Raw genomic sequence first — 25,124 nt, forward strand, 5'->3', positions numbered from 1 at the left:
CTCACCGCGCGCCGAAGGGGACCTTGGGGCGCAGGTAGATGCGCTCGTCGCCGCGGGCGCCGCGGAAGCGGTCCACCATGAAGTGCTGGAAGGCGTCCTCGCGCAGGTGGGCCAGGTGCAGGCCGGGCACGCCACCCGAGCGCACCATCTCCGTGGCGATGCGGCGCACGTCGGCGTCGGAGACGGGGCGGTCCAGCTCCACCGGCACGTCCGCGGACATGCCGTCGTAGGTGATGTTCAGCGTGGCCATGGTGGGGCTCCTCGCGGGGCCCTCGTGGGACGCGGGAGCGCGGCCGACGGGGTGGCTCGCGGGACGCGGGCGGGCGCGGCTTCCTGACCGGGGGCGCCCGGGCGCTGGAAAGACGAGGGCCGGACTCCGCCGTGGAGACGGAGCCCGGCCCTCGGGGGCCGCGAGGGGGAGGGTCCTCGCGGCCGGATGCCTACTTCGAGCCTTCGCCGCTCACCGTCGTCGGCGAGGGTTCGGGCGGCGTGCTCACCGTGGGGGTGAGCGGCAAGGCGCCGATGAAGCCCGAGTACGCCATGCGGTTGGGCGTGCACTCACCCGCGCTGCGCACCTCGCCCTCGGTGGCGTTCTCGAACAGCGCGCTGGCGACGGCGTCGGGGGTGGCCTGGGGGTTGAGCTCCAGCCAGAGCGCGGCCACGCCCGTCACGTGCGGCGCGGCCATGGAGGTGCCGCTCAGGATGCGCGTCTGGAAGTCGCCGTAGTGCCACGCGGAGGTGATCTTGTTGCCGGGCGCGAAGACGTCCACGCAGTCGCCGTAGTTGGAGAAGTGGGCGCGCTTGTCGCTCGTGTCCGTGGCGGCCACGGTGATGGCCTCCGGCGCGCGGGCGGGCGAGTGCTTGCACGCATCTCCCGACTCGTTGCCGGCGGCGAGCACGTAGACGACGCCCGACGCGATGGAGCGGCGCACCGCCTCGTCGAGCGCCGGGTCCGTGTCGGTGCCCAGGCTCATGTTGGCCACGGCGGGCGACTTGTGGTTCTTCGTCACCCAGTCCACGCCCGCGATGACGCCGGCCGTGGTGCCGCTGCCATCACAGCCGAGCACCCGGACGGAGTGCACCGTGGCGTTCCTCGCCAGCCCGTAGGAGCTGCCCGCGGCGGTGCCCGCCACGTGCGTGCCGTGGCCATGGCAGTCATTGCCCTTCATGCTGTCGCCGATGGCGTCGAAGCCGACGGAGGCCCGGCCGCCGAACTCCTTGTGGGAGAAGCGCACGCCGGTGTCCAGGATGTACACGTGCACCCCCAGCCCGGTGGCGTTGTACATGTAGAGCTTGTCGAGCGGCAGCTGCCGCTGGTCCACCCGGTCGATGCCCCACGTGGGCTTGGGCTGGCTCTCGCGGATGGACACCACGCCGTTCTCCTGGACGAAGGCCACGGCGGAGTCCTGCGACAGCGCGCGAGCCTGCTCCTCCGTCATCCGCGTGGCGAAGCCGCGCACCGCGTGCTCGTACACGGAGAACGCGGTGCCTCCGTACTTCGTGGTGAGGCCCTGGGTGAGCTGGGCCACGGCGAGCGGCTCCAGGCTGGCCTCGGGCTCCTTGAGCACCACCACGTACTCGCCCGGCACCTTCTTGCTCACCTCGACGAACTTCTCCCGAGGCGGCGCGAGGAGCGCGGCGGTGGCCGTCGCGTCCCTGCAGGTGGGCCGGCTGCTCGAGCAGCCCCCCAACAATGCCAGTCCACCCATGGCCAGCGTCATCGCTGTCGTGCGTCGATTCATGGCTCATCCCCCTGCACTGGGTCTCCCCGAATGATACGGATGGACTTATAAATCGGCTTAATCCTGATTGTGTCCCGAGGGATGAGACAGTCGTCTGTTATTGAACGAAGCGCGGAATGCCGACATGGGGGCGTATTGCCTACCAGGCGCGCGCGGTGGTTCCCCACCAGTAGAGGGAGGCCTCCAGCGGATGCTGATGTGGTTTTTCGAGCATCGGACGGATGCCCATCTCCCGCGCGGTGTTGCGCAGGTCCGCGTGCCAGTCCTGATGCTCCGGGGACAGTCGCGTGGCGGCGATGGCCAGGGCGCTGGCGCCCACGGAGTAGCCGCCCTGGAGCAGGGGACCACTGGCGGAGTCCTCCTTGCCCTTCACGCCGCGAGGCCATTCCCGACAGGCCGCGAAGGGGAGCAGGGCACCTGCTGGGTGGTCACAGTGTCCCTTCACCAGCGCGGAGGTGAAGGTGGCGGCGGAAGGGTGCGAGCCCATGGCCAGGAAGGCGCCCGTCCACGCCAGGGTGGTGCCGCGAGGCAAGGGCTCCACGGGCTTGCCCCGCGCATCGACCTTGGTGGGAAAGCCCGAGGGCAGGGCCGCGAGCGCCACCAGTCGGGCGGTGAGGCGCTCACCCATCGCGAGCGAGGCCGCGTCGCCGCGCAGCCGTCCGTGGAGGAGCAGCCCCGCGGCGGCGGGCGCGCTGTCACACGGCCAGATGGACTTGCCGAAGGAGGGCAGCAGGAGCTGTCGCTCCAGTGCCTCGACCAGCTGGTCGGCCAGCGCGTCGAACAGGGCGGTGCTTTGCGCGTCGGACACGCCCGCGCGCTCCATGCCCGCGAGCATCAACAGGACGTAGCCCCGGTACAGCACGCTGCGCGGAAGCGAGTGTCCCTGGACGACGGTGACGCCGTCCCGCAGGAAGGGCGCGCGGGCCCGTGTGAGGGCGTCGTCGAGGAGCGCCTTCAGTCGCCTGGGAGTCTCGGGCAGGGGGCTCCCCGCGAGGGACCTCTGGACGAGGATGAAGGACAGGTGTCCGTCACACAGGAGCTGCGCCTCCACGAAGCGGCGGCTCGCGTCGCCCAGGAGTCGGGGCTCGCAGCCTCGTCCGAGGATTCTCCGCTCCAGTTGCGCCAGGGACGGGGCCGACGGGGCCTCCGTCGGTGGGGTGTCCGTGAGGCCGGCCTCGCTCGTACCGAGCGCGAGCAGGAGCAGTGGCAGGAGCGGGGAGGGCATGCGTCCCACAGGGGAGCATGGTGGCGCCGGGCCGTGGGCGACGGGGGCCTCACCGGTCGCCGAGCCGGTGGGAGTGGTCGCTCCCACCGGCTGGACGGCGTGGCCTCAGGGGCCTTCGCGCTGGACCTTCAAGTCACTGAAGCGACCCTCACGCTCCAGCCGCCAGAGGTCCTCATCGGTGACGAAGGGTTGGCCGAGCAGCTCGCGCGCGCGCTTGACCTTCGCGAGCAGCACCGGGTCCAACACGGGCGTGCTGTTCTCGCGCGTGGGGCGGGGAGGCGGTCGCATGATGGAGAAGGTCCCCCGCGCGGGATGTCCATCCTCGGTGGTTCCCTCGAGCAGATAGGTGACGTGTGTCACCGAAGCCTCGGCGCGGGTGTCGAGCGCCACGGGGACTTCCACGTCCTGGCCCACGGGGAGCAGGTCCACGCCCAGGCTCACCTCGGCGGTGTCCTCGGGAAGCGGCGGTGCATCGGCCTCCGGGACGAGCGAGCGCAGCGCCGTCACCCGCTCCAGCCGCACCGGACGCTTCCAGCGGTGGGACAGCTGGAAGGTCTGACGGACCACGCCCTGCGCGTCCTCGACGGGGAAGCGCGGCGAGCCCACCGCGAGCACCGTGACGATGCCTTTCTTGGCGAAGTTCTCGAACGTCGTATCGAGGAGCTGGAGCGAGGAGCGTCCCGCCGCCTTCTTCCCGGACGCATCGAACGCCTCCACCTTCACCAGGTGCTGCGAGTACAGCGCCGCGGGCCGCATCGGGTCGGGGCGCAGCGAGTGCGTCACCCGGGGCGCGCTCGTCGTCACGGTGTGACGGTCGTCGAAGGTCCAGACGAACTTCACGGGGGCGAAAGGCGTGGGCGCGGCGCCGGCCCGGGGACGCTCCAGGATGCGCGCGAGGAACTCGAACTCCTCCTCCGTGTTGGGCGCGCGTCGGGAGAAGATGTCCACCTGTCGCTCCGGCTCACAGTCCTTCACCGTGTACCGGGGCACGCGCGCCTGGGTGGCGACGTTGTCCTTGCCGAACACCGTCACGGTGGGCAGCTCGTACGTCCCATCCGCCATCCGCCAGACCCGCAGGGGCACGCGCAGGCCGCTGCCCGCGCCGATGGTGGCGTGCAGGTGGGTGTCGTCTCCGTCCGGCGAGTGGGCGCGGACGCTGATGAGGTTGTCCTCGCCGGAGCAGACCTCCCGCTTCTCCACCGTCACCTCGTCGATGAGGGGCGCGGGGACGCGAGGCGCGGCGGCGGGCCTCCGCGCGTGCTCGGTGCGCGAGGGCAACACCGCGGTGGTCCGCACCTCGGCGCGCGTGGGCGTGCCGTCGAGGGCGGGAGAGGGCTTGGGGCCGGGAGGTGTGTCCGGCTCGTTCGAGCGCAGCAGCACACCCGCCATCAGCGCCGCGATTCCCAGTCCGAGCATGAACGTCCTGCGTCTGCGCCACCGTGAGGGTTGCGTGGGAGTCATCCAGGGCTCCTGTCGATTCGAGCGACGCGTGAGGGCTCACTGCCAGCAGCCGTAGACGTTGCCGCCGGAGTTCCACTGGAGCTGATGGGAGTAGTCGCTGGCCCACAGCGTGACGTTGGACGGGTGTACGCCCCAGCCGCCGATGCGGTCCGGGCTGATGGAAGTGGCGGTGGCGTTGGGGTCGTCGCGCACCTGCCGCCAGATGACGCTGGTGCTGGTGTCGCAGCGGTTGGCGGACATGCAGTTGGCCACCTGGTTGCCGGCGTTGGTGCACACGTTCCAGAAGACGGGGCAGATGACGCTCAGCGCGACGTTCTCGAACCAGCCCAGCGACTCCTTGCACTGGCCATGCACGCCCCAGTGGACGGAGTTGGCCGCGTTGGCGGTGACCTCGTGCGGGTACGTGTACGGGGAGACGGCGCCCTTGCCCGCGTAGACGTGCGCGTAGGCGAGGAAGGTGGAGCACACCATGCCGTTGTTGGCCGCGTTGCCCGGAATCTCGTGCGCCGCCTCCAGGTCCCGGTACTGGAACAGCGAGTAGGGCACGCGTGAGCCGTTCCACAGCGGCCGGTCGATGCGCTGGCTTCCATCGACGCGCGAGACGTCGCTGACGTACGGGTGGTTGAACCAGAGGCTGTTCGCGATGCGGGCCGCGCCCGCGGGGTCGCCCAGCTGCCACGCCGTCCAGTCCGGCCCGTGGCCGTTCGCATCGTAGAGGTAATGGTAGATGCCGCCCTGGTTCACCTGCTCCAGGCCCGGGTAGCCGTACTGGAGCTGCGACGCGACGAGCGGTGTTCCACAGACGGTGGGCCAGTTGTTCTGGGCCGGGTCCTTCATGGTGGCGTGGGTGACGCCGCCGGTGGGGCCGTGGGAGAGCATGGAGTGCGTACGGAACTCGCCAATCGCATCAATGACGTTGCGGATGGGCCCGTCGTTGCTGCGGCTGAACACCACCGCGCCGTTGGGGGCGTTCCACCCGGCGGCGGTGTAGCCACACTCCGAAGCGGCGGCGGGAAGCGATGCTCCCAGCGCGGATACCGCGAGACAGCCAGCGAGGACTCGACGCATCAGATACTCCCGGACATGCGACGCTCCCGTGGGCCGGCCCTCTGGTGTCCCAGGCGCGGCGCGAAGCAGAGGTCCGTGGGAGCGGCTTCACCGATGCCTGGGAGGCTGCACGGTAGGCACGGCGGCCGTGTATTCCAGGCTGGACCTGGAGGGCAGTACGACGGGGGACAGGGGCTCACCCTGGGAGCCGGTGGGAGCGTTCGTGGGTCCACGCCCAGGACGTCCTCGGGGGACCTCCCGGGTTGCAGGCGCGGTGCGGGGACACATCCTCGGGGCAGGCGAGAGGAGGCGTGTCACACATGGAACTGTCAGCTCCGATGCATCGCTGGGACGTCACGCCGACGGAGGCCGTGGCGCTCCAGCGCGAGCTCCGGGAGCGGGTGGTGCTCCAGCCCCCACCGGGCCTGAGGGTGGAGCGCGTCGCGGGCGCGGACGTGTCCACGGAGAAGGGGCGGGACACGGGCTTCGGCGGAGTCGTGGTGCTGGACGCCGGCACGCTCGTGCCCGTGGCCCAGGCGGGTTCGGCGGTGACCCTCGGGTTTCCGTATGTGCCGGGGCTGCTCTCGTTCCGGGAGCTGCCGGTGGTCGCCGTCGCGTGGGAGCGGCTCTCGATGCGGCCCGACGTCCTCATCTTCGACGGGCACGGCATCGCCCATCCGCGACGGCTGGGCATCGCGAGCCACGGTGGGCTCCTGTTCGGCATCCCCTCCATCGGGTGCGCCAAGTCCCTGCTCGTCGGCACGCACGGCAAGCTTGCGGACGCGCGTGGCTCCACGTCGCCCATCATCCACAAGGGCGAGGTGGTGGGCATGGCGGTCCGCACGCGCAAGTCGGTGCAGCCCGTGTACGTCTCGCCGGGGCACCTGATGGACCTGCCCACGGCGGTGGAGCTGGTCCTGCGGGCGAGCCCGAAGTACCGCGAGCCGGAGACGACGCGTCACGCGCACCGGATGGTGAACGCGCTGCGCCGCGCGGACGGCGAGGCCGCGGAGCTGGAGTGAGACGACCTCCCTGGATTTGACCGACGGCCCGACGACCTCTATGTCCAGAGTCCTCGAGATGGGGACGGTTCCGGGCGCGAGCACGGCCCGGGCGGACGTGTCCCCGGCCACCTGGCGCGAAGAGGGCGTGGGCGCTCTCGTGAGGGTGGCGCAGCGAAGGTGGGGGTCGCCCGTGGGAGCGTCGATGCGGAGGTTGTCATCCCGGTGGAGTGAGCTGGCGTCGCATTACCCCGTCGTCGTGGTGGGGTCGGGGTATGGCGGCGCCATCACCGCCAGCCGGCTCGCCAGGGCGGGGCGCCAGGTGTGCGTGCTGGAGCGGGGCCGCGAGCTGCAGCCGGGGGACTACCCGCGCACGGAGGCGGACTTCGCCCAGGAACTCCAGGTCCACATGGAGGCGGAGAGCAACGTCGACCTGGGCCGCGCCACCGCCCTGTTCGAACTGCACCGGGGCGGCGACGTGGCGGTGGTGTCGGGGTGTGGGCTGGGCGGCACGTCGCTCATCAACGCGGGCGTGACGCTGCGGCCGGACCCTCGCGTGCTCCAGGATTCACGCTGGCCGGAGGCGTTCCGTGAGGACGTGCCCGGGCTCCTGGAGGATGGCTTCACCTGGGCCGAGCGCATGCTGCGGCCCACGCCCTATCCGGAGTCCTCGCCGCGCCTGGCCTCGCTGGCGGCCATGGAGCGCGCGGCCCGTCGCATGGGCGGCACCTTCAAGCGCCCCCCGCTGGCTGTCTCCTTCGAGGAGCAGGTGAACGACGCCGGCGTGAAGCAGGGCGCGTGCACGCTGTGCGGGGACTGCCTCACCGGCTGCAACCAGGGCGCGAAGAACTCCGTGCTGATGAACTACCTGCCGGACGCGCATCGCCACGGCGCGAAGGTCTTCACCGAGGTGTCCGTGCGCTACCTGGCGCGCGACGGGAATCGCTGGCGCATCTACTACCGGCCGATGAACACCGGTCGCGAGCGCTTCGAGGCGCCGGACCTGTGGCTGACGGCGGACCTGGTGGTGCTCGCGGCGGGCACCATGGGCACGGCGGAGATCCTGATGCGCTCGCGCGCGCTGGGGCTGTCGCTGTCGAAGCAGCTGGGCCAGCGCTTCAGCGCCAACGGGGACGTGATGGCCTTCGGCTACAACACGGACGTGCCCGTCAACGGCGTGGGCCACGGCGTGAATCCGCCGGAGGGCCGCGAGCCGGTGGGCCCCACCATCAGCGGCATCATCGACGAGCGCGCGACGGCCCGGCAGGAGGACGGCATGGTCATCGAGAACGGGGCCATGCCGGGCGCGTTCGGCAAGCCGATGCTGGCGCTGCTGTCCGCCGCGGCCGCGGTGGGCGGCGAGGACATGGACTCGGGGCTGAAGGACAAGCTGGAGGAGCTGGCCCGGGTGGCGGACAGCGCGGTGCGCGGCCCGTACCACGGGGCCATGCGCAACACGCAGACCTTCCTCGTGATGTCCCACGACGCGGGCGTGGGCGAGCTGCGCATGGAAGGGGACCGGGTGCGGGTGCACTGGCCGGACGTGGGCACGCAGCCGGAGCTCGCGCGCGTGGACCAGCGGCTGCGCGAGGCCACCGCGGCCCTGGGCGGCACCTTCGTGCGCAACCCGCTGTGGAACCGGCTCACCGGACACGAGGTCCTGTGCACCCATCCGCTCGGAGGCTGCGTCATGGCGGAGCACGCGGGCGCGGGCGTGGTGGACCACGAGGGACGCGTCTTCTCCCGTCATGAGGGGAGCGAGGTCCACGAGGGGCTCTACGTCAGCGACGGCTCGGTGATTCCGAGGTCCCTGGGGACCAACCCGCTGTTCACCATCTCCGCGGTGGCCGAGCGCTCCGTCGCGTTGCTGGCGCGTCGGCGAGGCTGGCACATCGACTACACGCCCGCGCTGGAGGCACCCGCGGCCGAAGCGCGGACGCCGGTGGGCGTGCGCTTCTCCGAGACGATGTACGGCCACGTGTCCGGCGCGGTGCATGAGCATGAGCTCGTCGCGGGAGACCCGAAGCGCGAGGGCGCCACGCGTCTGCGCTTCGTCGTCACGGTGGAGACGCGAGACCTGGAGCGCACGCTCGAGGACCGGCTGCACCCGCTGGCGCTCTCCGGCATGGTGGAGGCCCTGGCGTTGTCGCCCCGGCCGCTCGTCGTGGAGGGGGGCGAGCTGCACCTGATGACCCAGGAGGGCGCACGTCCTGGCGGGCGGCGGATGCGCTACCTGCTGCCGCTCGTCGCCGAGTCGGGTGAGCGCTTCTTCCTGGATGGGTACAAGGACGTCCACGACGATGCGGGCTTCGACCTGTGGGCCGACACCACGCGGCTGCTCGTGTCCGTGTACCGGGGCATGGACATCTCGGGCCCCTGCGTCGCGCGCGGCGTGCTGTCACTGGACCCGGCGGACTTCGCGAAGCAGCTCTCCACGTTGCGCGTACTCGGCGCGCGGGACGCGGTGGGCCAGTGGCAGACACTGCTGCGCTTCGGCCGCTTCTTCTTCGGCGCCCTCTACGACACCTATGTGAAGAAGGCCGCGTAGCGGGCGGGGAGCCGGCGGCCTGTTCCGCCGTGCCAGCGGGTGGTGCTCCTCCCGTGCGCCGTGGGCAACCTGACCCCACGAAGGCACTCTGGGAGGACACGGCCATGGCGGACAAGCGGGAGCGCGAAGGGCAGGAGTCTTCTTCGACGGACGGCTCGAACGAGCGAGGCGGTCTGCCCATCGAGGTCCGCCGCGCCCGTCGGAAGGAGGCGCACGCGAGCCAGCACTACGCGGCCTTCCTGAAGCACCTGTGCGAGCGGGGCGGCATGTCGCCCTCGGTGGCCGAGAAGGCCGCGGTGTCCGTGCTCTGCGCGGTGGAGCAGCGCATCACCCAGGGCGAGACGCAGGACCTGGAGGCTCAGCTTCCCAACAAGCTGACGCTGCTGCTGCACCGCTGCGAGCGCCACGAGGACGAGCTGCCCAAGGGCTTCGGCCGCGAGGAGCTGCTCGCGCGCGTGGGCGAGGACCTGGCGCTCAACCCGGAAGCGGTGGAGCCCGTGGTCCGCGCGGTGCTCAACTCCGTGCGGGCGCAGATTTCCGAGGGCGAGGCCGAGGACGTCATGGACCAGCTCCCCGAGGACCTCAGGGAGCTGTGGCGACGTCCCAGCTGACGTCAGGCCCGCGCCATCGGCGTGTAACGCATGCCGGAGATTTCGCGCAGGGGACCGGTCCACCAGGGCTCCTCGGACACCCAGACGTCGCGGCCGTCCTCGCGGGCCACCATGCCGCCGGGGGCCACGACGGAGAAGCGGGGGGCGCGTCCGAGCGCCTCGGTCAACGCGGCCATCGTCGTCTCGTCCTCCTCGGAGAAGCCGAGTGGACCCTCGGGGTGGCTGTGCGTCACCTCCACCAGCTCCTCACGCCAGTACCAGATGGCCTCCCAGCGCGCGCGGGAGTCAGGCAGCAGCACGGGGCTGTCGGAGGCCTCGCACCACAGCACCTCCTCGTCCCGTCCGATGAGCAGGCACACCTCATGCGACGACATGGTTCCTCCTCTCTTCGCGTGTCACGCGTGCCGGGTGATGACCAGCACGTCCGTGTCGATGGCCTCGCGGATGACCGAGGGCAGGCTCTCCAGCGTCACCTCGCTGTCCGCTCCCGCCAGGCACACGCCCGCGTCCAGCACCTGGAGCGTGCGCGCGTCCACGATGGAGACGAACCGCTCCCCCATGAAGCTGAACGTCACCTCCAACTGGTTCCCCGCCATGCGACGATGATGCAGCAGCCGCGCTCCCGCGCCCCGCAGCGCCACCTCCGCGCGCGAGGGGTCTCCCACTGGCGCGCCCCGGCCCCGTGACATGTCGCCCGACAGCACCCGTCGACGGGCCTCCTGGGCCAGCTCGGAGGCGCGGACCGTCTGCGCGTCGAGCCACGCTCGCTGCTGCTCGGCCACGCGCCGCGCCTCGAGCGCCCGCTGGTGGACCCGCCGCTCCTCCGCCAGGGCGCGCAGGCACGACTCCGCCTCCGGACGGCCCAGCTCAGCCACCCTCAGCACCCGCCCTCGCGTCTCCGCGGGGGCGAAGCGGATGTCCAATGTCCTCGACGCGGCCTCCAGCAGCGCATAGCCGAACGCCGCGCGCAGCGGAGCGCTCACGCCCTTCACGGACGCGAGCGGCCGTCCCTCCTCCAAGGCCCGACGCGCGGCGTCCTCCGCCTCGCCCTCGAACTCCACGCCGTCGAACAGCAGCGCGCCGTCGTGCCAGCGCCGCGCGCTCACCGGCGCGAGCGGTGACGGCTCGTCCTCCGGCAGCAGTTCCAAGGGCCGTGCCACCGCGCCCTCGAGCACCAGGCGCGCTCCCCATACATGGCCGCGCACCCGTGGCAGCGCCTCCAGGCCCTCGGGCCCGGCGGGCTCGCGGGCGGTGGCTTCGCGCCCCTTCAACTCGAAGCGCCACCACCCCGGGGCCACGGGGGTGGTGACACGGAGGCGTCGCGTGGCGGTGTCCACGGTGCCGCCGCCCAGATACGGCAGCACCGCCGACTCCACCTTCCCGAGCAACTTCCGGTAGTCCACGACGCCTCCTTGCCTTCACCGCGACTTCGCGCTCACGCCACCTTCAACAGCGGCGTGCGCATCACCCGCTCGACCCAGCCGGACTGGCTGGCACCGGGCAGCGTCGGCGCGTCCAGCAGCGCCTTGAGCACCCGGGGGACCTGGTAGGGGTCCGCGAACTGGTCCACGTTCACCTCGCTGAAGGGCACCCGCAGCTGGCTCGCGCACGTGCGCACCGTGTTGCCACGGCCACCCGCCACGCTCACCAACAGCGCCATCGCCGCCACCGGGAAGCCGACGTCGCGGAACGCCCGGGCGAACTGGTCGCCCGCCTCGCCCGCCTCGTCGCCCACCACGATGACCACCAGCTTCGCCCCCTCCGGCACCCTCATGCCGTCCCGGTGCAGCGCGTGCACGCCGGCCGCGTGCGTCGTGCCACCCGAGGCCTTCAGCCCCGCGAGCATGTGCTGCACCGCCGTGCGGTTGGAGGCCTTGGGCCGGAGCACGGTGCCCATCGTGTCGAACGCCGCGATGTGCAGCTTCTCCATCGGGAAGCCCGCGAGGATGCGCGCGAGCGCCTCCTTCGAGTTCTCGATGGCCCCGTCCATGGAGCCCGACTTGTCGATGAGGAACATCACCCGCACGTCGGTCTCCGCCGTCGCCTCCGCCACCGCCTGTCGTGCCGCGTTGTCGCTCGCCTCCTCCAGCTTCTGGCGCAGCACCTCGCTGCGCACGTTCTTCGCGATGTTGAGCGCCCGCTGGTCCGTCGCCGTCTGCACGGCCTTCTCCCAGCGCGCGCGCACCGTGGGCTCCGCCAGCAACCCCAGCTCCTCCAACGTGGGCGTCATCAGCCGCAAATCCCTGTCCGACAACGAGGGCAACAGCGCCGCCATGATGGCCGGCGTCATCCCCACGTCCTTCGGCAGCCGACCCACGACCTCCTTGTAGGAGAGCCGCTCGGAATCAATCCACTCGCAGATCTCCGCCTCGGACAGCCCGTCGAAGCGCTCGCGCTTGACCAACGTCAGCCCGCTCAGGCCCACCGTGCGGTGCCCGCCCTCGGCCTGCTTCTGCTTCCAGCCGAGCACCTCGAAGAAGCCCTGCGTGAGCGGCTTGTAGCCCGCCTTGCGCGCAAGCTTCTTCAACGTCTCCTTGTAGCCGGCCTTCATCAGGCCCTGGAGCATCGACAGGTTGGACTCCCGCGCGGCCAGCCACCTGGACGCCACGCGCTTCCAGCGGCCCATGGGCGGCTTGCGCGACGCCGGGTCCCCGAAGCCCGCCTGCCGGTTGAGGCTGGCGATGTCCGGCAGCTCGAGCAGCTCCGCCACCCGCAGCACCGCCTTGGGCGTGAGCATGCGCGTGGACTTGCGCTCGTAGTGCAGCACCATGGCCTCGCCGATGGAGCGGTAGTCGTCGTCGTGGAACGCCACCTGGCCGTCGTCACCGCGCACCGGCTGGCCCGCGTGCTGCTGCACCAGCATGAGCGCGCACGTGGCCACCTTCAGGTCACGCCAGTCCGTCTGCGTCAGCGCGTACGACGCGAAGTGCGCCATCAGCTCCGAGTTGAGCTGGTGGATGTCGAGCAGCTGCCGGTAGAGCTTCACCGCCGCGGGCACGAAGAGGCCCGGCTTGACGGGCTTGCCCACCGCGCGCTGCGCCGGCGTGGCGTGCGCCGCGGCCACCCACGTGCCGCCCACGTCCAGCCCCGGACGGTTGTGCCACAGGTGGGCCGAGCCGCTGAGCACCAGGTCCAGGAGCTTCTCGGCGGGGCCTCGCTGGGACTCGGGCAACAGCTGCGTGTTCGGGTTCGTCGACATGGGGAGTCCCCCTTTCGGGACGTGCGGCGGGTCAGGCGCGGGGCGGACCTCGAGCCCGACAGGGCCCTGGGAGTGCACCGCGCGTGGAGTGCACGGGGGGCGTCAGGTGCACGAGGCACGGCCACCCGCGCGAAGCTGGGAGTGAGGAGGAAGGAAGGTGCGCCCGAGTGACGAGGCCGGTGATGCTGGATTGAATGTCCAGTGTTCTACCGTTGAACTACGGAGCCTGACGGCCCCGGCGGGATTCGAACCCGCACCTCTCATTGCGTGTCTGGCCCTGTCGGCCGGGCGCGAGGCTTTTCAGTCGGAGTCGACGCGTCGGTGACGGGTGCTCACGAGTAGACGCACACGTCGCCATGCACCGGGAACTTCGCCACGTCCTTGCCGCCCCGGTATGTCTTCCGGGCCGGCACCGAGACGAGCTCCCACGTCGGCAGCACCACCGCCGTCAGGGAGCGTCCGTAGACGCACCCCGTGTCGATGCCCACCGCGTGCTCGGTGACGAGCGGCTGGTCGAACACGGTGTGTCCGAAGATGACCCGCTCCGGGCCCTTCCAGTGGTGGGTCCAGAACGTCCACCCCGCCGGTGCCTTGGAGGGCCAGTAGCTCTTCTTCGCGGGCGGCTGGATGCACTGCGCGTGGAGCAGGTGGTACGGGTCCTGCGCCTCCACGGGCAGGCCGGGCATCATCCCGGCGTGGACGACGACGGCGTTGTGCTCGGGCAGCCTCAGGTAGTGGGGCAGCCGGGCCATCCACTCGTAGTGCTCGGGCTCGAGCACCTGCCGGGTCTCCAGGTGGTCGGGATTCAGCCGCTCGGCGGCGCGGTGGCGCTGCTGCAGCGTCGTCTCCTCGTGGTTGCCCAGGATGGCCTCGTGCCGCATGGCCAGCTCCACGCACTCCCGGCGCTTGGGCCCCCGGTCCACCAGGTCCCCCGCGAAGATGACGCGGTCGCTGGAGGTGGCCCCCACCTTGGCGAGCAGCTCCAGGGCCTCGTCGTGGCAGCCGTGGAGGTCTCCGATGACGATGGTGCGGGGGGACATGACTGAGGGTTCCTTGGAAGCGGGAGGGTGGGCAGGCGCCCGGAAGCAATGCGGCCAGGGACGGGGGGCCCCCACGTTCCTGACCGGGAGATTCCCGTTCCCCCTCCCGGACGGCCCCGGGGATCATCCTGTCAGGAAGTCGGCGACCCGGGCGTCGGGCTTCGTGGGTGCCACGACTGTCCGGTCGTCCGGGTGGCCTGGGCACCCCTGCTCCACTCGGAGGCTGCCTGCGGATGCCAACGTGGTACCTTGCCGCGCGACATCCCTGTAATCCCATCTCCCGGGGCGGGTCTCCGGGCACAGCTCCCAGGTCCTTCCGGTGTTCGAGCAGCTCACGGATGACGAATTGTTCGCGGAGGTGGTCCGCCGCCGCGCCACGAACGAGCCCATTGGGGGCCCGCTCGGAGCGTTGGTTCAGCGGTGGAGCCGGCCTGCCCGGTACGTCATCAGCAAGATTCAGGCGAGCTACGGTCGCGGTTCCCCAGCGGACGGCGACGAGCTCTATCAGGACGCGGTCGGCAAGTTCCTCGACCGCGGGCTGGACCAGTTCCGTGGCATCTCCCAGCAGATGCCGGGCCGGAGTGCGTCTCCCAAGACGTTCTTCCTGCGCATCGTCAAGCACGTGGCCATCGACTTCTACCGGCGGCACCGCGAGGAGCTCGCGGCGCCCTCGTCGGACCCCGATGACGTCATGGAAGAGCCGCCTTCCGAGCGGGCTCGCGCTGTCGAGATGGGCAGGAGGACGGAGGAGCGCGCGGACGCCCAGGAGCTGTACTGGGCCGCGTTCGCACGGCTCCAGCAGGAGCACCCCAAGGAGGCCTCGGCATGGGAGCTGTATCACCACGAGGACGTGGAGGATCACGAGGAATGCGCGCGTCGGCTGAACATCACCGTGGTCAATTCCTACAAGCGCGTCAGTCGCGCGCAGGCCTACTTGAAGCTCTACCTGCTGGATCTCCAGCGCGAGTCGCCACGAGGGGAGGAAGCGTGAGCCTCCTTCCCGGCCACACCCCGGGGTATTCAGGAGGAATGAAGTCATGAAGACCGAAGCCATGTCCCGCTCTGCCGCCCGTCGCTCCCAGCTCACCGCCGCGAGTGTCCCCCCAGGAGTCGTCCTCGAAGCCGCCGGAGATTTGTTGAGGCGGGCGACCCAATGGGGGACCGAAGGTGTGGAGGCGGCCCTGCGGGGCCTCGGTCGACCGGAAGTGGAGACCTGGCTTCAGGCGCAGAAACCGCAGGCGCTCCAGCCCGTGCTGTTGAGGGCCGCGGAAGAGGCGATGGAGGTGGCGCTGGACGGGGGTGAGGAGGCCGAGGTGTGGCGCGCCTCGGCGCTGGAGGGACTTGCCGCTCGTGACAGGGCCGCCTCGCAGGCATCTGCCCTCGCCGCCTGGGAGGGCCTGCATGGCGACTTGCAGGGGGATGCGGCGCGAAATCGAGACCGCTTCCTCGAGTCGCTCGGGAACCTGGACGCGCTGCTGCTTCCCCGGGCCCGTTGGTTCATTCCCCTCAACCCCGAGCGTCGCCAGGAGCAAGCGCTCCTCGAGCCCTCGGAGCAGGACAAGGCCTGGTGGTTTGGTGCCCGGGCCGGCTGCGATGACCTGGTGGCGACGTGGACCTCCGGCCCCCAGAGTCCGACCCCCCACATCCAGGGTTGCGCCGAGTGCCGCGCGGACATCGCGGACGCCGCGCCGGTGGATGCGCCTCCCCGTCGTCACCTCACACGGGATGATTTGTGGCGCTTCGACATGGGCCTGATGACGGCCGACGAGCGCGAGCGCGTGGACGCGCACACCGCGCGCTGTGGCGAGTGCGCCCAGGCGGTGCTGGCGCTGGGCGAGGGTGACGACGCGATTGAAGAGGCCCTGGAGATGGACGAGGGCGACGCGGGCGTGGCCCGGGCCGCGCGCTCGTCCCGCGCCCCGGTGTCGCAGCGCCCGTCCTCGGCGCGCCACCCGGAGCAGCGCGAGGTGCTGGAGGAGCGGCGCGACTTCCGCGTGGTGCTGGTGCGCGAGCGTCAGCGCGTGCGGCTCCTGGTGCAGCCCCTGGCTGGCAGGACGGTGACGGCGGCGGTGTTCCTGAGCCCCGGCCGGCCCTCGCTCAAGCCCACGAACGGGCCCGAGGGTTTGTCGTTCGATTTGTCCTCGGCCTCCGCCACCGGCGCTCGCACCGCGCACCTCTCGGTGCAGGCGGGCAATGACACGCTGGAGCGGGACTTCGCCTTCTGAGAGGAAGGCCCCGGCCGTCCCAGGGGCCGCGCGAGCGGCCTCGGGACTCCAAGGGCCCACCGTCACGACTACTGCGGCGGAGCGGTGACGCTCGGTGTGTTGAGCGCCTCGCGGCTGCGGACGGGCGGCTGCGGGATGGGGAAGTTGCGCGGGGGGACGACGCGGCGGAAGCCGTTGTCGAGGAAGCTCAGCACGAGCTGCGCGGTGGGCGGGCGGGTGCTCAGCGCGGCGCCGCACACGTCGACGAGGTCCAGGACGCGCGGACCCTCGGTCGTCACATAGCGGTTGCAGGTGCTGTCCACCGGCGCGTCCTTGTCCCGCGTCAGCTGCCGCGTCAGCCGGCCCCACTTCATGGTGAGCGCGTCCGGGCTGAGCTGGATGCTGACGGGCTCCTCGCCCCAGCTGCCCTCGATGTGCGTGAGCGACGTGCCGGCCTTCACGCGGAGGTCCACCTGCCGCTGGCCGAAGGTGCCCGTCACGGCGATGCCGTGCTCGTAGATCTCCTCGGAGAGGATGCTGACCCAGACGCCGTCGTGGCGCCGCGTGTACGGCTTGGCCGCCGCGATGCGGCCGTTGTTGAACCAGATGTCACCCACGCGGCCCACGGGCAGTTGGTCGTTCTTCGCGACCGGCGTGGGCTCGTCCAGCCCGGCGGGGCCGGTGGAGGCCACCAGCGGGCGCGAGGCGAGCAGGTCCGTCACGGCGACCGACTCGTCCACCACCTCGAAGCGCACGCCGTCCAGCCACGCCTGGCCCGTGCCGCTCATGATGAGGCCCGCCATGATGGTGGTGGCCTCCTTGGGCACGTCCAGCACCACCTCGTGGCGCTTGCAGCCGCGGGTGCCCACGAGCGCGCGCGACTGCATGTTGTCGAAGGCGAGCGGCTGCTTGGGGTCCGGCCCCTCCACGCGCATCCACAGCCCCGCCCAGCCATCCACGTCCTTCACGCGTGTGGCGGCGGAGAAGCGCAGCCGCTTGCCGCGGAAGTCCTGCGCGCCGAAGGCCTGCATGAAGGTGCCGTAGCCCGCCTCGTCGTGGCTCAGCGAGCGCAGGTACGCGCTGCGGCTGCCCTCACACGGGGCGCTGGTGTCCACGCCCGCCTCGTAGCGCTTGGGGGCGCTCTCGGTGACGTACCAGCCCACCGGCAGCTTCGGCGTGCTGCCCGACGGCTCGGCCAGGGCCGCGGGCGCGGCCAGGGCGAGCAGCAGGGCGGCGAGATTCTTCCGGAAGTCCATGGCGGGCGTCCTCACAGCGACACGGGCTGGCGCGCGCTCAGCGCGCCCTCGGGGAGACCCGTCCGGGCCTCATAGCGGGGGACCTCGGCGATGCCCGAGGGGGTCATGACCAGCAGGCCCCGCTCCGCCGCCTTGCGCGTGCAGAACGCCTGCGTGGCCAGGTCCGGGCAGGCCACCACGTTCGTCGCCGGAAGGTCCTCCTCCAGTCCGAGCGCCAGTGTGGGCGGCAGCGCCTCCCCGGGTTCCAGCTCCCGCGACTGCGTGGCCTTGCCCCCGGGCAGCAGCACCAGGGCCAGCGAGGCCGCCAGGGCCGCGATGGCGACGCCCGCGGCCGCGCGGCGCGCGTGCCAGCGCGCGGGACGCGCCACGCGCTCCTCGCGGACGCTCCAGTCCTGGGCGACCTCGTTGAGCTGTTCGGACAGGAGCGCCTCTTCCTGCAGCAGCAGGGCGCAAGGCTCACACTCCAGCGTGTGGGCCTCCAACGCCGCCGCCTTCTCCGGGGCGAGCGCGCCCAGGATGTACTGCTCCGCGGAGTCGCGGGTCAGGTGGGGCTTAAGCATGGGTCTCCTCCTCGAGCGCGGAGCGCAGCTTCTTGCGCACCTCGCACAGGATCTGCCGCACGCGCTGGACGGAGAGTCCGACTTTCGCGGCGACTTCGGCATGGGGTAGCTCCTGGCCGTCACAGGCCAGGAGGAAGACGCTCCGCGCGCTCGGCGACACCTGGGCGAGCGCGGCATGGGCGCGGGACAGTTGTTCCTCGGACAGCAGGCGACGCTCGGCGGACACGGCCGGGTCCACCGGATGCTGACGCTCGGGCAGTTCCTCCACCGCCCCGGAGATGGACTCTCGCCGGGCCCGGCGGGCATCGTCCGCGGCCAGGAAGGCCGCCTGGGTGAGGGCGAGGTTGGGCAGGCGCAGCTCCGTCAGCAGCCCACGCTGCTGTTGTTGGATGAGCCTCGCCCACGTCTCCTGGGCGAGCTCGTGGGCCCGGTCCACCCGGACGCCCCGGGCCAGGAGCGATACCACGACGCGGCGGTGGTGGCGCGCAACCAACGCGTCCCAGGCAGACCGGTCGCCGGCGAGCGCCTTGCGCGCCAGGACCTCCTCGTCCGCCCCGCGCGCCGCCTCCATCGGCTCCTCGGCTTCCCTCGCTAGTCGAACCGTCGTCATCCGCAGGCCCTGCACGGCTGCACTCATGCCGTCTTCCCGTCGCTCTGCTGCGTCTGGGGGCTCTGGCCGCTCCCCGGTCTCCGGGGAACGTACGTCCGTGGCGGACATATCGCCGGGCGCCAGCAGGATGTGCGGAGGGGTGGCCAAAGGTCAGTTCGCGGCGGGGCTTTCCCCCGAGGGCCAGGGGAGGTTGGAGAGGCGGACGACGCCCTGGCACTGGCCGCAGACGCGGTTCTCGCTGTCGTAGACGCGGGCGGTGGCGAACAGCAGGGTGAGGCCCTGGCTGTCGACTTCGGCCTCCACGCGCAGGTGGTCGCCGGTGACGGGGCGCTGGAAGCTCATGGAGAGCTGCACGGTGGCGCATCTCCTGGACGGGTCCACCAGCGCGCCGCTGGTGCCGATGGCGTAGTCGAAGAGGGCGGCGAGGATGCCGCCGTTGACGGCCGCGGCGCTGCCCACGCCGCCGCGGTGTTCGGGCTTGAGCTCGGGGATGGTGACCACCACCTTGCGGCCCTCCGGGAAGGCGACCTGGGCGCCGAAGTGGCGCAGGGTGAGGCTCTGGTTGAACAGCTCGGCGTAGCGGTCCAGCGCGGCCTGGGAGGGCTTCGCCGGGGGGACGGAGGGGGCGTCGGACATGATGTCTGGCCCTATATACCCGAGCCTCGGCGCCCGAGGGACCGGCCGGGCGTGCCAGGGGGTGCGGAAGGACGCCCACCGGACGGTGAAAGACGTTAGAAGCAGGGGCTCCCCCCGAGTCGCCCGTGAACGCCCACGAATCCGCCCTCCTCGAAGACCTGAATGACCCCCAGCGCGAGGCCGTGCTGCACCACGGCGGCCCGCTCCTCGTCCTGTCGGGCGCGGGCAGCGGCAAGACGCGCGTCATCACCCGCCGGGTGGCGTACCTGGTGAAGGTCCACGAGGTGTTCCCCTGGCGCATCCTCGCCGTCACCTTCACCAACAAGGCGGCGCGCGAGATGCGCGAGCGCCTGGTGCAGCTGCTGGGGCGTCAGGCGAACGACCTGGTGGTGAGCACGTTCCACTCCTCGGCGGCCATGATTCTGCGCCGGGAGGCGGAGCACGTGGGGCTCACCCGCTCGTTCGTCATCTACGACGACGGTGACCAGCTCAACGTCGTCAAGCGCGCCATGCGCGAGGCGGGGCTGGAGCAGTCCATGCAGCCGCGCGAAATCCTGAGCCGCATCGACCAGGAGAAGAACCAGGCCCGGCTGCCCGAGGACATGGAGGTGGAGCCGGGTGACGAGCGCGGGCTGCTCGTCCAGCGCGTCTACCACGCGTACCAGGAGCGCCTGCGCGCGGCCAACGCGGTGGACTTCGGGGACCTGCTGCTCTTGCTGGTGACGCTCTTCCGCAAGCGGCCGGAGGTGCTGGAGAACTACCGTCGGCGCTTCCACCACGTGCTGGTGGACGAGTTCCAGGACACCAACCCCGTGCAGTACGCGCTGCTCAAGCAGCTGGCGCCGCCGCCCTCGGCGAACCTGGTCGTCGTCGGTGACGACGACCAGTCCATCTACCGCTGGCGCGGCGCGGACGTGGACAACATCCTCAACTTCCCGCGCGAGTACCCCGGCGCCAAGGTGGTGAAGCTCGAGCAGAACTACCGCTCGGACCGCAACATCCTGGACGCGGCCTACGAGGTCATCCGGAAGAACACGCGCCGGATGGAGAAGAAGCTGTGGTCGGACCGGCCCGCGGGCCAGACGCTCCAGCTGATGCTCAACCGCGACGAGCGGATGGAGGCGCAGGAGGTCGCGCGGCAGATTCTCGCGCTCCAGCGGGAGGGCTTCATCAAGTTCTCCAGCATGGCGGTGTTCTACCGCGTCAATGCGCAGAGCCGCGTGCTGGAGGAGGCGCTGCGGCTGGCGCGCGTGCCGTACACGCTGGTGAGCGGGCGCAGCTTCTATGACCGGGCCGAGGTGCGGGACGCCTCCGCGTACCTGCGGCTGATGGTGAACCCGCGCTCGGACGCGGACCTCTTGCGCATCATCAACACGCCGGCGCGCGGCATCGGCGACACCACGGTGGAGCGGGTGGTGGACCACGCGAACACCCGCAACCAGAGCCTCTACGAGGTGCTCGCCGAGCCCGGGCTCATCCCCGCGCTCAACACCACCGCGGTGAAGCGGCTGCGCACCTTCCACGGGCTGTTGGAGTCCCTGCACCGCTACGCGCAGGGGACGACGGACGCGGCGAGCGCGGTGGACGAGATGCTCCGCGAGACGAAGCTGGTGGAGACGCTGGTCGCCGAGGGCAGCGACGAGTCGACGACGCGGGCGGAGAACCTTCGCGAGTTCCTGGGCGCCGCGCAGGAGTTCGACCTGAACCGCGCCGCGGCGGCGGTGGCCGCGGCGTCCGGGCCTCAGGTCGAGGTGCCTCCGGAGGTGGACGCGGCGCCCCTGTCGGCGGACACGCCCCCGCTGCAGGCGTTCCTCGAGCAGATTTCGCTGGTGGGCGACGCGGACGCGGAGGTGGGCGAGGGTCGGGTGGCGCTGATGACGCTGCACGCGGCGAAGGGCCTGGAGTTCGACGCGGTGTTCCTCACGGGGCTGGAGGACGGCGTCTTCCCGCACTCGCGCGCGCTCAAGGGCGAGGACCCGGACAACGGCGAGGAGATGGCCGAGGAGCGGCGGCTCTGCTACGTGGGCTTCACTCGCGCGCGCAAGCGGCTCTTCGTGAGCCTGGCGCAGTGCCGCTCGCTGTTCGGTGAGCTGCGCTACAACCCGCCCAGCCGCTTCCTGCGCGACGTGCCTCCCAAGCTGTTCGGCATCAGCGAGCAGGACATCCCGGAGCCGCCCCGGCCCGCTCCCATGGCGGCGCCGCGCAAGCGGACCTGGGACGAGGACGACGGTCCGCGCATCGACCGCTCCTACTCACAGGCGTCGGACATGGACGGGGTGAGCGGCGACGTGCGCGGCATGCGCGTGCGGCACGAGCAGTTCGGCGTGGGCCGCATCGTCGCCGCGGACGGCACGGGGCCCAACGCGAAGGTGACGGTGGAGTTCGGCGGCGCCGTGGGCCTCAAGCGCGTCATCGCCCGCTTCCTGATGCCAGGGTAGCGGGGTGGGGCAGTCCGCGCCCGAGTGAGGAAGCCATGAGGGTCGACTGCCAGGTTTTTAATCTGGTGCCTTTACCATTTGGCTACCCCTCCACGTGAGTGGAGGGGGCTGGATTCGAACCAGCAGAGTCCTGAGCGTGTAAGGCCTCGTCGGACGGGCGCGGATTCCGGTAAGGACGCGCGGGCCCAAAGGCGCCTGACGGACACGGTTCGCCTCAGGGACTGTTCTCGAGCGGGCGCAGCTTCCAGGACAGCACCCGCCCGTCCTGTCCGAGCACGAACACCTGGTCCCCCTGGACCACCGGCGGCGAGCGCAGCGCCGTGTCGGTGCGCAGGGAGAACGCGCGCTCCCACGTCGGACGCTTGAGCGCCACCAGTCGCCCCTGCCGTCCCTGCGTGGGCACCAGGAGCAGCTCCCCGATGGCCTCGGCCACGCGCGTGGTGAGCGGGTCGGGCAGCCCCATGCGCGCCAGCTCCTTCCCGTCCGACGGAGACAGTCCCACCAGCACCGGCGCGTCCTGCGTCCGAGCCCCCACCCACAACATGCCCAGCGCCAGGGACGGCGGGCCCGTGAGCGAGTCCGCCACGGTCTTCTCCCAGAGCATCCCGCCGTCCTTCGCGCGGAGGGCCCGGACCTGGGACGCCTTCGTGCCGAGGAACAGGACGTCACCCTCCGCCTCCAGGCCGAGCACGTCCTCCGTGGCCTGCCGCCAGAGCGTGGCGCCGTCCGCCACGGACAGGGCCACGAGGCCCGCGCCGACGAGCGCGACGACGAGCCGTCCGTCGGCCAGCACTGGCGCGGGGAGGCCTCGGCCCGACTCCGGCGGGGGCTCGGCGGACTTGGGCGCGGGGGTCCTCCAGCGGACCTTCCCGGTGTCCACCGCCAGCGAACGCACCGCGCCATCCGGGGCCACCACGAAGAGGGACTGCCCGTCCGGAGCCACGACGAGGGGGGTCAGGACGGGGGGCTCACCGGTGAGCCGCCAGCGCTCCGAGCCGTCCGCCAGGGAGAGGGACACCAGGTCTCCGGCGACCGTCCCGGCGATGACGCTGTCACCCGCGACGACGGGGCGCGTGGCCACCTCGCGGCCCAGGGCCACCCGCCATTGCAGGGTGCCCGTCCGGTCCAGGCGCACCACGGCGCCGGCCTCGTTGCCGGTGAGGACCCCGTCGGACAGCGGCGTCAGGCCCGCGCGGGAGGATGCATCCGTGGAGTACCGGAAAGCCGTCTGCGCGGGTTCTCGACACCCCGCGGCCGACACCAATGTCAGGGCCAGGGCGAGGAGGGTGTGCCTGCATGGACACGCGCGGGGCGACATGGTTTGGAGGATGGCGTAAGGAAGGAAATTCGACCATGCCTACGATTCGTGACGACGAGATTCCCAGCGCCACCGGCATCCCTTCTGGAGCCCGGCGGACGGACTTCGTCCCGCCCCCCACGCTGGCGGTGACGGAGGAGCTGCTGCACGCGCTCCCCAAGACGGACCTGCATTGCCACCTGGATGGCTCCATGCGGGTGAAGACCATCCTCGAGCTGGCCGAGCAGCAGAAGGTGAAGCTGCCCGCGGACACCGAGGACGGCCTGGCGCGCGCCATCCACATGGGTGAGGTGTGCAAGAGCCTGGAGGAGTACCTGGTCGCGTTCGACGTGACGCTCTCGGTGCTCCAGACGGCGGACGCGCTCTACCGCGCGGCGTACGAGCTGGCGGTGGACGCGGCGGCGGAGAACGTGCGCTGGCTGGAGGTGCGCTACTCGCCCGCGCTGCACCTGCAGAAGGGCCTGAAGATGACCACGGTCATCGACTCGGTGCTCGAGGGCCTGCGCGTGGCCAAGCGCGAGACGGGCATCAAGTGCGGCGTCATCGTCTGCGGCATCCGCCACATCAACCCGCAGACGTCCATGCGGCTGGCGGAGCTGTCGGTGGCCTACAAGAACCGGGGCGTCATCGGCTTCGACCTGGCCGGCGCCGAGGCGAGCTTCCCCGCCAAGGACCACAAGGACGCCTTCCAGCTCATCCTCAAGAACAACGTCAACTGCACCGCGCACGCCGGTGAGGCGTACGGCCCCGAGTCCATCTCCCAGGCCATCCACAACCTGGGCTCGCACCGCATCGGCCACGGCACGCGGCTGCGCGAGGACGGGGACCTGCTCAACTACGTCAACGACCACCGGATTCCGCTGGAGGTCTGCCCCACGTCCAACGTGCAGACGGGCGCGGTGTCCAGCCTCCAGGCGCACCCGCTGAAGTTCTACTTCGACTACGGCCTGCGGGTGACCATCAACACCGACAACCGCCTCATCACCGACACCACGGTGACGAAGGAGCTGTGGGTGGCGCACAAGGAGCTGGGGCTGTCGCTGGACGACCTGGCGACCATCATCGTCTCCGGCTTCAAGAGCGCCTTCCTCCCGTTCCGGGAGAAGCAGGACATGCTGCGGCTGGTGAACGAGGAGATCGCCAACACGTTGGTGGCCTTCGACAAGAAGCGGCATGTGCCGGTGAAGCAGCCGGCGTGATGGCGTAGCCTCCACCATGCGCGCGGCGTCATCGGCCGCGCGTCGGTGGCCAGGCAGGTGGCTCCCTCCCGGGCCTCCTGGTGTCATGGCCCGGGACGGAGGCGCACATGGACCTGGAGCTGGGTGGCAAGGTGGTGCTGGTGACGGGGGGCTCGGACGGGCTGGGGGCGGCGGTGGCCCGGCGGCTCGTGCGCGAGGGGGCGAAGGTGGCCCTCTGTGCCCGGGGCGCGGAGCGGCTGGCGGCCACGGCCGAGGCGCTCAGGGCCGAGGGCGGGGACGTGCTCGCGGTGCAGGCGGACGTGTCCAGGGCGTGGGAGGTGGAGCACTTCGTCGACGCCGCGCATGCGCGGTGGGGCCGGGTGGACGCGCTGGTGAACAACGCCGGCACCGCGGCGGCCCGGCCCTTCGCGTCGGTGTCGGACGCGGAGTGGGAAGCGGACCTCCAGCTCAAGCTGTTCGCGGCCGTGCGCGCGTCGCGCCATGTGTTGCCACTGCTGAGCGAGGCGGGTGGTGGCGCCATCGTCAACGTGCTGGCGATTGGGGCGAAGACGCCGGGCGCGCAGTCCACGCCGTCGTCGGTGTCGCGCGCGGCGGGCCTGGCGCTCACCAAGGCGCTGTCGAAGGAGCTGGGGCCGCGCAACATCCGCGTCAACGCGGTGCTGGTGGGCATCATCGAGAGCGGCCAGTGGGTGCGCCGGGCGCAGGAGCTGGGCAAGCCGGTGGAGACGTTCCAGACGGAGATGGCGCGCAACGCGGGCATCCCCCTGGGGCGCGTGGGCCGCGCGGACGAGTTCGCCGACGTGGTGGCCTTCCTGCTGTCGCCGCGCGGTGGCTACATCAGCGGCGCGGCCATCAACGTGGACGGGGGCCTGTCCGGCGCGACGTAGTAGCGCCCGGGCGAGGGACATCGTCAGGTTCGTGGACCCACGGCGTCCCTGCGCGCTGAGGATGGCCTTCGGGCCGTCCGGCGACCGCGGCTGCTGACCCAAGGTCCACCATCTCCTCCGCCACGTCCCCCCGGGGCGCTCG

22 protein-coding genes are annotated in these 25,124 nt (G+C 71.3%); 8 read left to right on the forward strand and 14 right to left on the reverse strand.

What is annotated here, in order from left to right; genetic code table 11:
• Window position 1: 1 nt before the first annotated feature.
• The 5 genes from K8640_RS15955 to K8640_RS15975 form a co-directional block, all read right to left on the reverse strand.
• Window positions 2-250: a hypothetical protein gene (locus K8640_RS15955; protein WP_046711652.1), complete on the reverse strand. Its 249-nt coding sequence runs from the start codon at window positions 248-250 to the stop codon at window positions 2-4.
• 190 nt (window positions 251-440) lie between these two features.
• On the reverse strand, window positions 441-1,742 hold the full coding sequence (locus K8640_RS15960; protein WP_223747790.1) for a S8 family peptidase: 1,302 nt from the start codon (window positions 1,740-1,742) through the stop codon (window positions 441-443).
• A gap of 139 nt (window positions 1,743-1,881) precedes the next feature.
• The gene (locus tag K8640_RS15965; protein ID WP_223747791.1) at window positions 1,882-2,967 is read right to left on the reverse strand and encodes a hypothetical protein; all 1,086 of its coding nucleotides are present in this window, start codon (window positions 2,965-2,967) and stop codon (window positions 1,882-1,884) included.
• Between the two features lie 105 nt (window positions 2,968-3,072).
• Window positions 3,073-4,428 (reverse strand): hypothetical protein, encoded by a 1,356-nt coding sequence (locus K8640_RS15970; protein WP_223747792.1) that lies wholly within the window; start codon window positions 4,426-4,428, stop codon window positions 3,073-3,075.
• A gap of 36 nt (window positions 4,429-4,464) precedes the next feature.
• On the reverse strand, window positions 4,465-5,496 hold the full coding sequence (locus K8640_RS15975; protein ID WP_223747793.1) for a hypothetical protein: 1,032 nt from the start codon (window positions 5,494-5,496) through the stop codon (window positions 4,465-4,467).
• 299 nt (window positions 5,497-5,795) lie between these two features.
• Between K8640_RS15975 and nfi the strand changes: the two genes are divergently transcribed.
• From nfi to K8640_RS15990, 3 genes are all read left to right on the forward strand, one after another.
• On the forward strand, window positions 5,796-6,497 hold the full coding sequence (gene nfi, locus K8640_RS15980) for a deoxyribonuclease V (protein ID WP_223747794.1): 702 nt from the start codon (window positions 5,796-5,798) through the stop codon (window positions 6,495-6,497).
• Window positions 6,498-6,681: 184 nt separating this feature from the next.
• Entirely contained in the window at window positions 6,682-9,024 is a 2,343-nt protein-coding gene (locus K8640_RS15985; protein WP_223747795.1) for a GMC family oxidoreductase N-terminal domain-containing protein, read from the forward strand.
• A 104-nt stretch (window positions 9,025-9,128) separates the two neighbouring features.
• Window positions 9,129-9,635, forward strand: a complete 507-nt coding sequence (locus K8640_RS15990; protein ID WP_046717553.1) for a DUF2267 domain-containing protein — start codon at window positions 9,129-9,131, stop codon at window positions 9,633-9,635.
• A 2-nt stretch (window positions 9,636-9,637) separates the two neighbouring features.
• Here the strand turns inward: K8640_RS15990 and K8640_RS15995 are convergent, their stop codons facing one another.
• The 4 genes from K8640_RS15995 to K8640_RS16010 form a co-directional block, all read right to left on the reverse strand.
• Window positions 9,638-10,009 (reverse strand): Mov34/MPN/PAD-1 family protein, encoded by a 372-nt coding sequence (locus tag K8640_RS15995; RefSeq protein WP_223747796.1) that lies wholly within the window; start codon window positions 10,007-10,009, stop codon window positions 9,638-9,640.
• Window positions 10,010-10,030: 21 nt separating this feature from the next.
• Window positions 10,031-11,038: a hypothetical protein gene (locus tag K8640_RS16000; RefSeq protein ID WP_223747797.1), complete on the reverse strand. Its 1,008-nt coding sequence runs from the start codon at window positions 11,036-11,038 to the stop codon at window positions 10,031-10,033.
• Window positions 11,039-11,070: 32 nt separating this feature from the next.
• Window positions 11,071-12,834: a VWA domain-containing protein gene (locus K8640_RS16005; protein WP_223747798.1), complete on the reverse strand. Its 1,764-nt coding sequence runs from the start codon at window positions 12,832-12,834 to the stop codon at window positions 11,071-11,073.
• A 332-nt stretch (window positions 12,835-13,166) separates the two neighbouring features.
• Window positions 13,167-13,874, reverse strand: a complete 708-nt coding sequence (locus tag K8640_RS16010; protein WP_223747799.1) for a metallophosphoesterase — start codon at window positions 13,872-13,874, stop codon at window positions 13,167-13,169.
• A 319-nt stretch (window positions 13,875-14,193) separates the two neighbouring features.
• On the opposite strand from K8640_RS16010, the gene K8640_RS16015 reads away from it, so the two are divergent.
• Window positions 14,194-14,865: an RNA polymerase sigma factor gene (locus tag K8640_RS16015; protein WP_046711661.1), complete on the forward strand. Its 672-nt coding sequence runs from the start codon at window positions 14,194-14,196 to the stop codon at window positions 14,863-14,865.
• Window positions 14,866-14,911: 46 nt separating this feature from the next.
• On the forward strand, window positions 14,912-16,099 hold the full coding sequence (locus K8640_RS16020; RefSeq protein WP_223747800.1) for a hypothetical protein: 1,188 nt from the start codon (window positions 14,912-14,914) through the stop codon (window positions 16,097-16,099).
• Window positions 16,100-16,167: 68 nt separating this feature from the next.
• Here K8640_RS16020 and K8640_RS16025 read toward each other — a convergent pair whose 3' ends face one another.
• From K8640_RS16025 to K8640_RS16040, 4 genes are all read right to left on the reverse strand, one after another.
• Window positions 16,168-17,334: an AraC family transcriptional regulator gene (locus tag K8640_RS16025; protein WP_223747801.1), complete on the reverse strand. Its 1,167-nt coding sequence runs from the start codon at window positions 17,332-17,334 to the stop codon at window positions 16,168-16,170.
• 11 nt (window positions 17,335-17,345) lie between these two features.
• Window positions 17,346-17,894 (reverse strand): zf-HC2 domain-containing protein, encoded by a 549-nt coding sequence (locus tag K8640_RS16030; RefSeq protein WP_223747802.1) that lies wholly within the window; start codon window positions 17,892-17,894, stop codon window positions 17,346-17,348.
• Window positions 17,887-18,531: an RNA polymerase sigma factor gene (locus K8640_RS16035; RefSeq protein ID WP_223747803.1), complete on the reverse strand. Its 645-nt coding sequence runs from the start codon at window positions 18,529-18,531 to the stop codon at window positions 17,887-17,889. The genes K8640_RS16030 and K8640_RS16035 overlap by 8 nt, the downstream gene beginning before the upstream one ends.
• A 123-nt stretch (window positions 18,532-18,654) precedes the next feature.
• On the reverse strand, window positions 18,655-19,140 hold the full coding sequence (locus K8640_RS16040) for a PaaI family thioesterase (protein ID WP_223747804.1): 486 nt from the start codon (window positions 19,138-19,140) through the stop codon (window positions 18,655-18,657).
• Window positions 19,141-19,265: 125 nt separating this feature from the next.
• On the opposite strand from K8640_RS16040, the gene K8640_RS16045 reads away from it, so the two are divergent.
• Window positions 19,266-21,578 carry an ATP-dependent helicase gene (locus K8640_RS16045; protein ID WP_141326224.1) on the forward strand — a complete coding sequence of 771 codons (2,313 nt, stop codon included), beginning with the start codon at window positions 19,266-19,268 and terminating at the stop codon, window positions 21,576-21,578.
• Window positions 21,579-21,792: 214 nt separating this feature from the next.
• Here K8640_RS16045 and K8640_RS16050 read toward each other — a convergent pair whose 3' ends face one another.
• Window positions 21,793-22,839, reverse strand: coding sequence for a PQQ-binding-like beta-propeller repeat protein (locus tag K8640_RS16050; protein ID WP_370640352.1), 1,047 nt, complete (start codon window positions 22,837-22,839; stop codon window positions 21,793-21,795).
• 92 nt (window positions 22,840-22,931) lie between these two features.
• On the opposite strand from K8640_RS16050, the gene add reads away from it, so the two are divergent.
• The gene (add, locus tag K8640_RS16055; RefSeq protein ID WP_046711669.1) at window positions 22,932-24,095 is read left to right on the forward strand and encodes an adenosine deaminase; all 1,164 of its coding nucleotides are present in this window, start codon (window positions 22,932-22,934) and stop codon (window positions 24,093-24,095) included.
• 107 nt (window positions 24,096-24,202) lie between these two features.
• Window positions 24,203-24,982: an SDR family NAD(P)-dependent oxidoreductase gene (locus K8640_RS16060; RefSeq protein ID WP_223747806.1), complete on the forward strand. Its 780-nt coding sequence runs from the start codon at window positions 24,203-24,205 to the stop codon at window positions 24,980-24,982.
• The last annotated feature ends 142 nt before the right edge of the window (window positions 24,983-25,124 follow it).

The sequence above is a fragment of the Myxococcus sp. XM-1-1-1 genome, from assembly GCF_020037095.1.
In the GTDB taxonomy this organism is placed as follows: Bacteria; Myxococcota; Myxococcia; order Myxococcales; family Myxococcaceae; genus Myxococcus; species Myxococcus fulvus.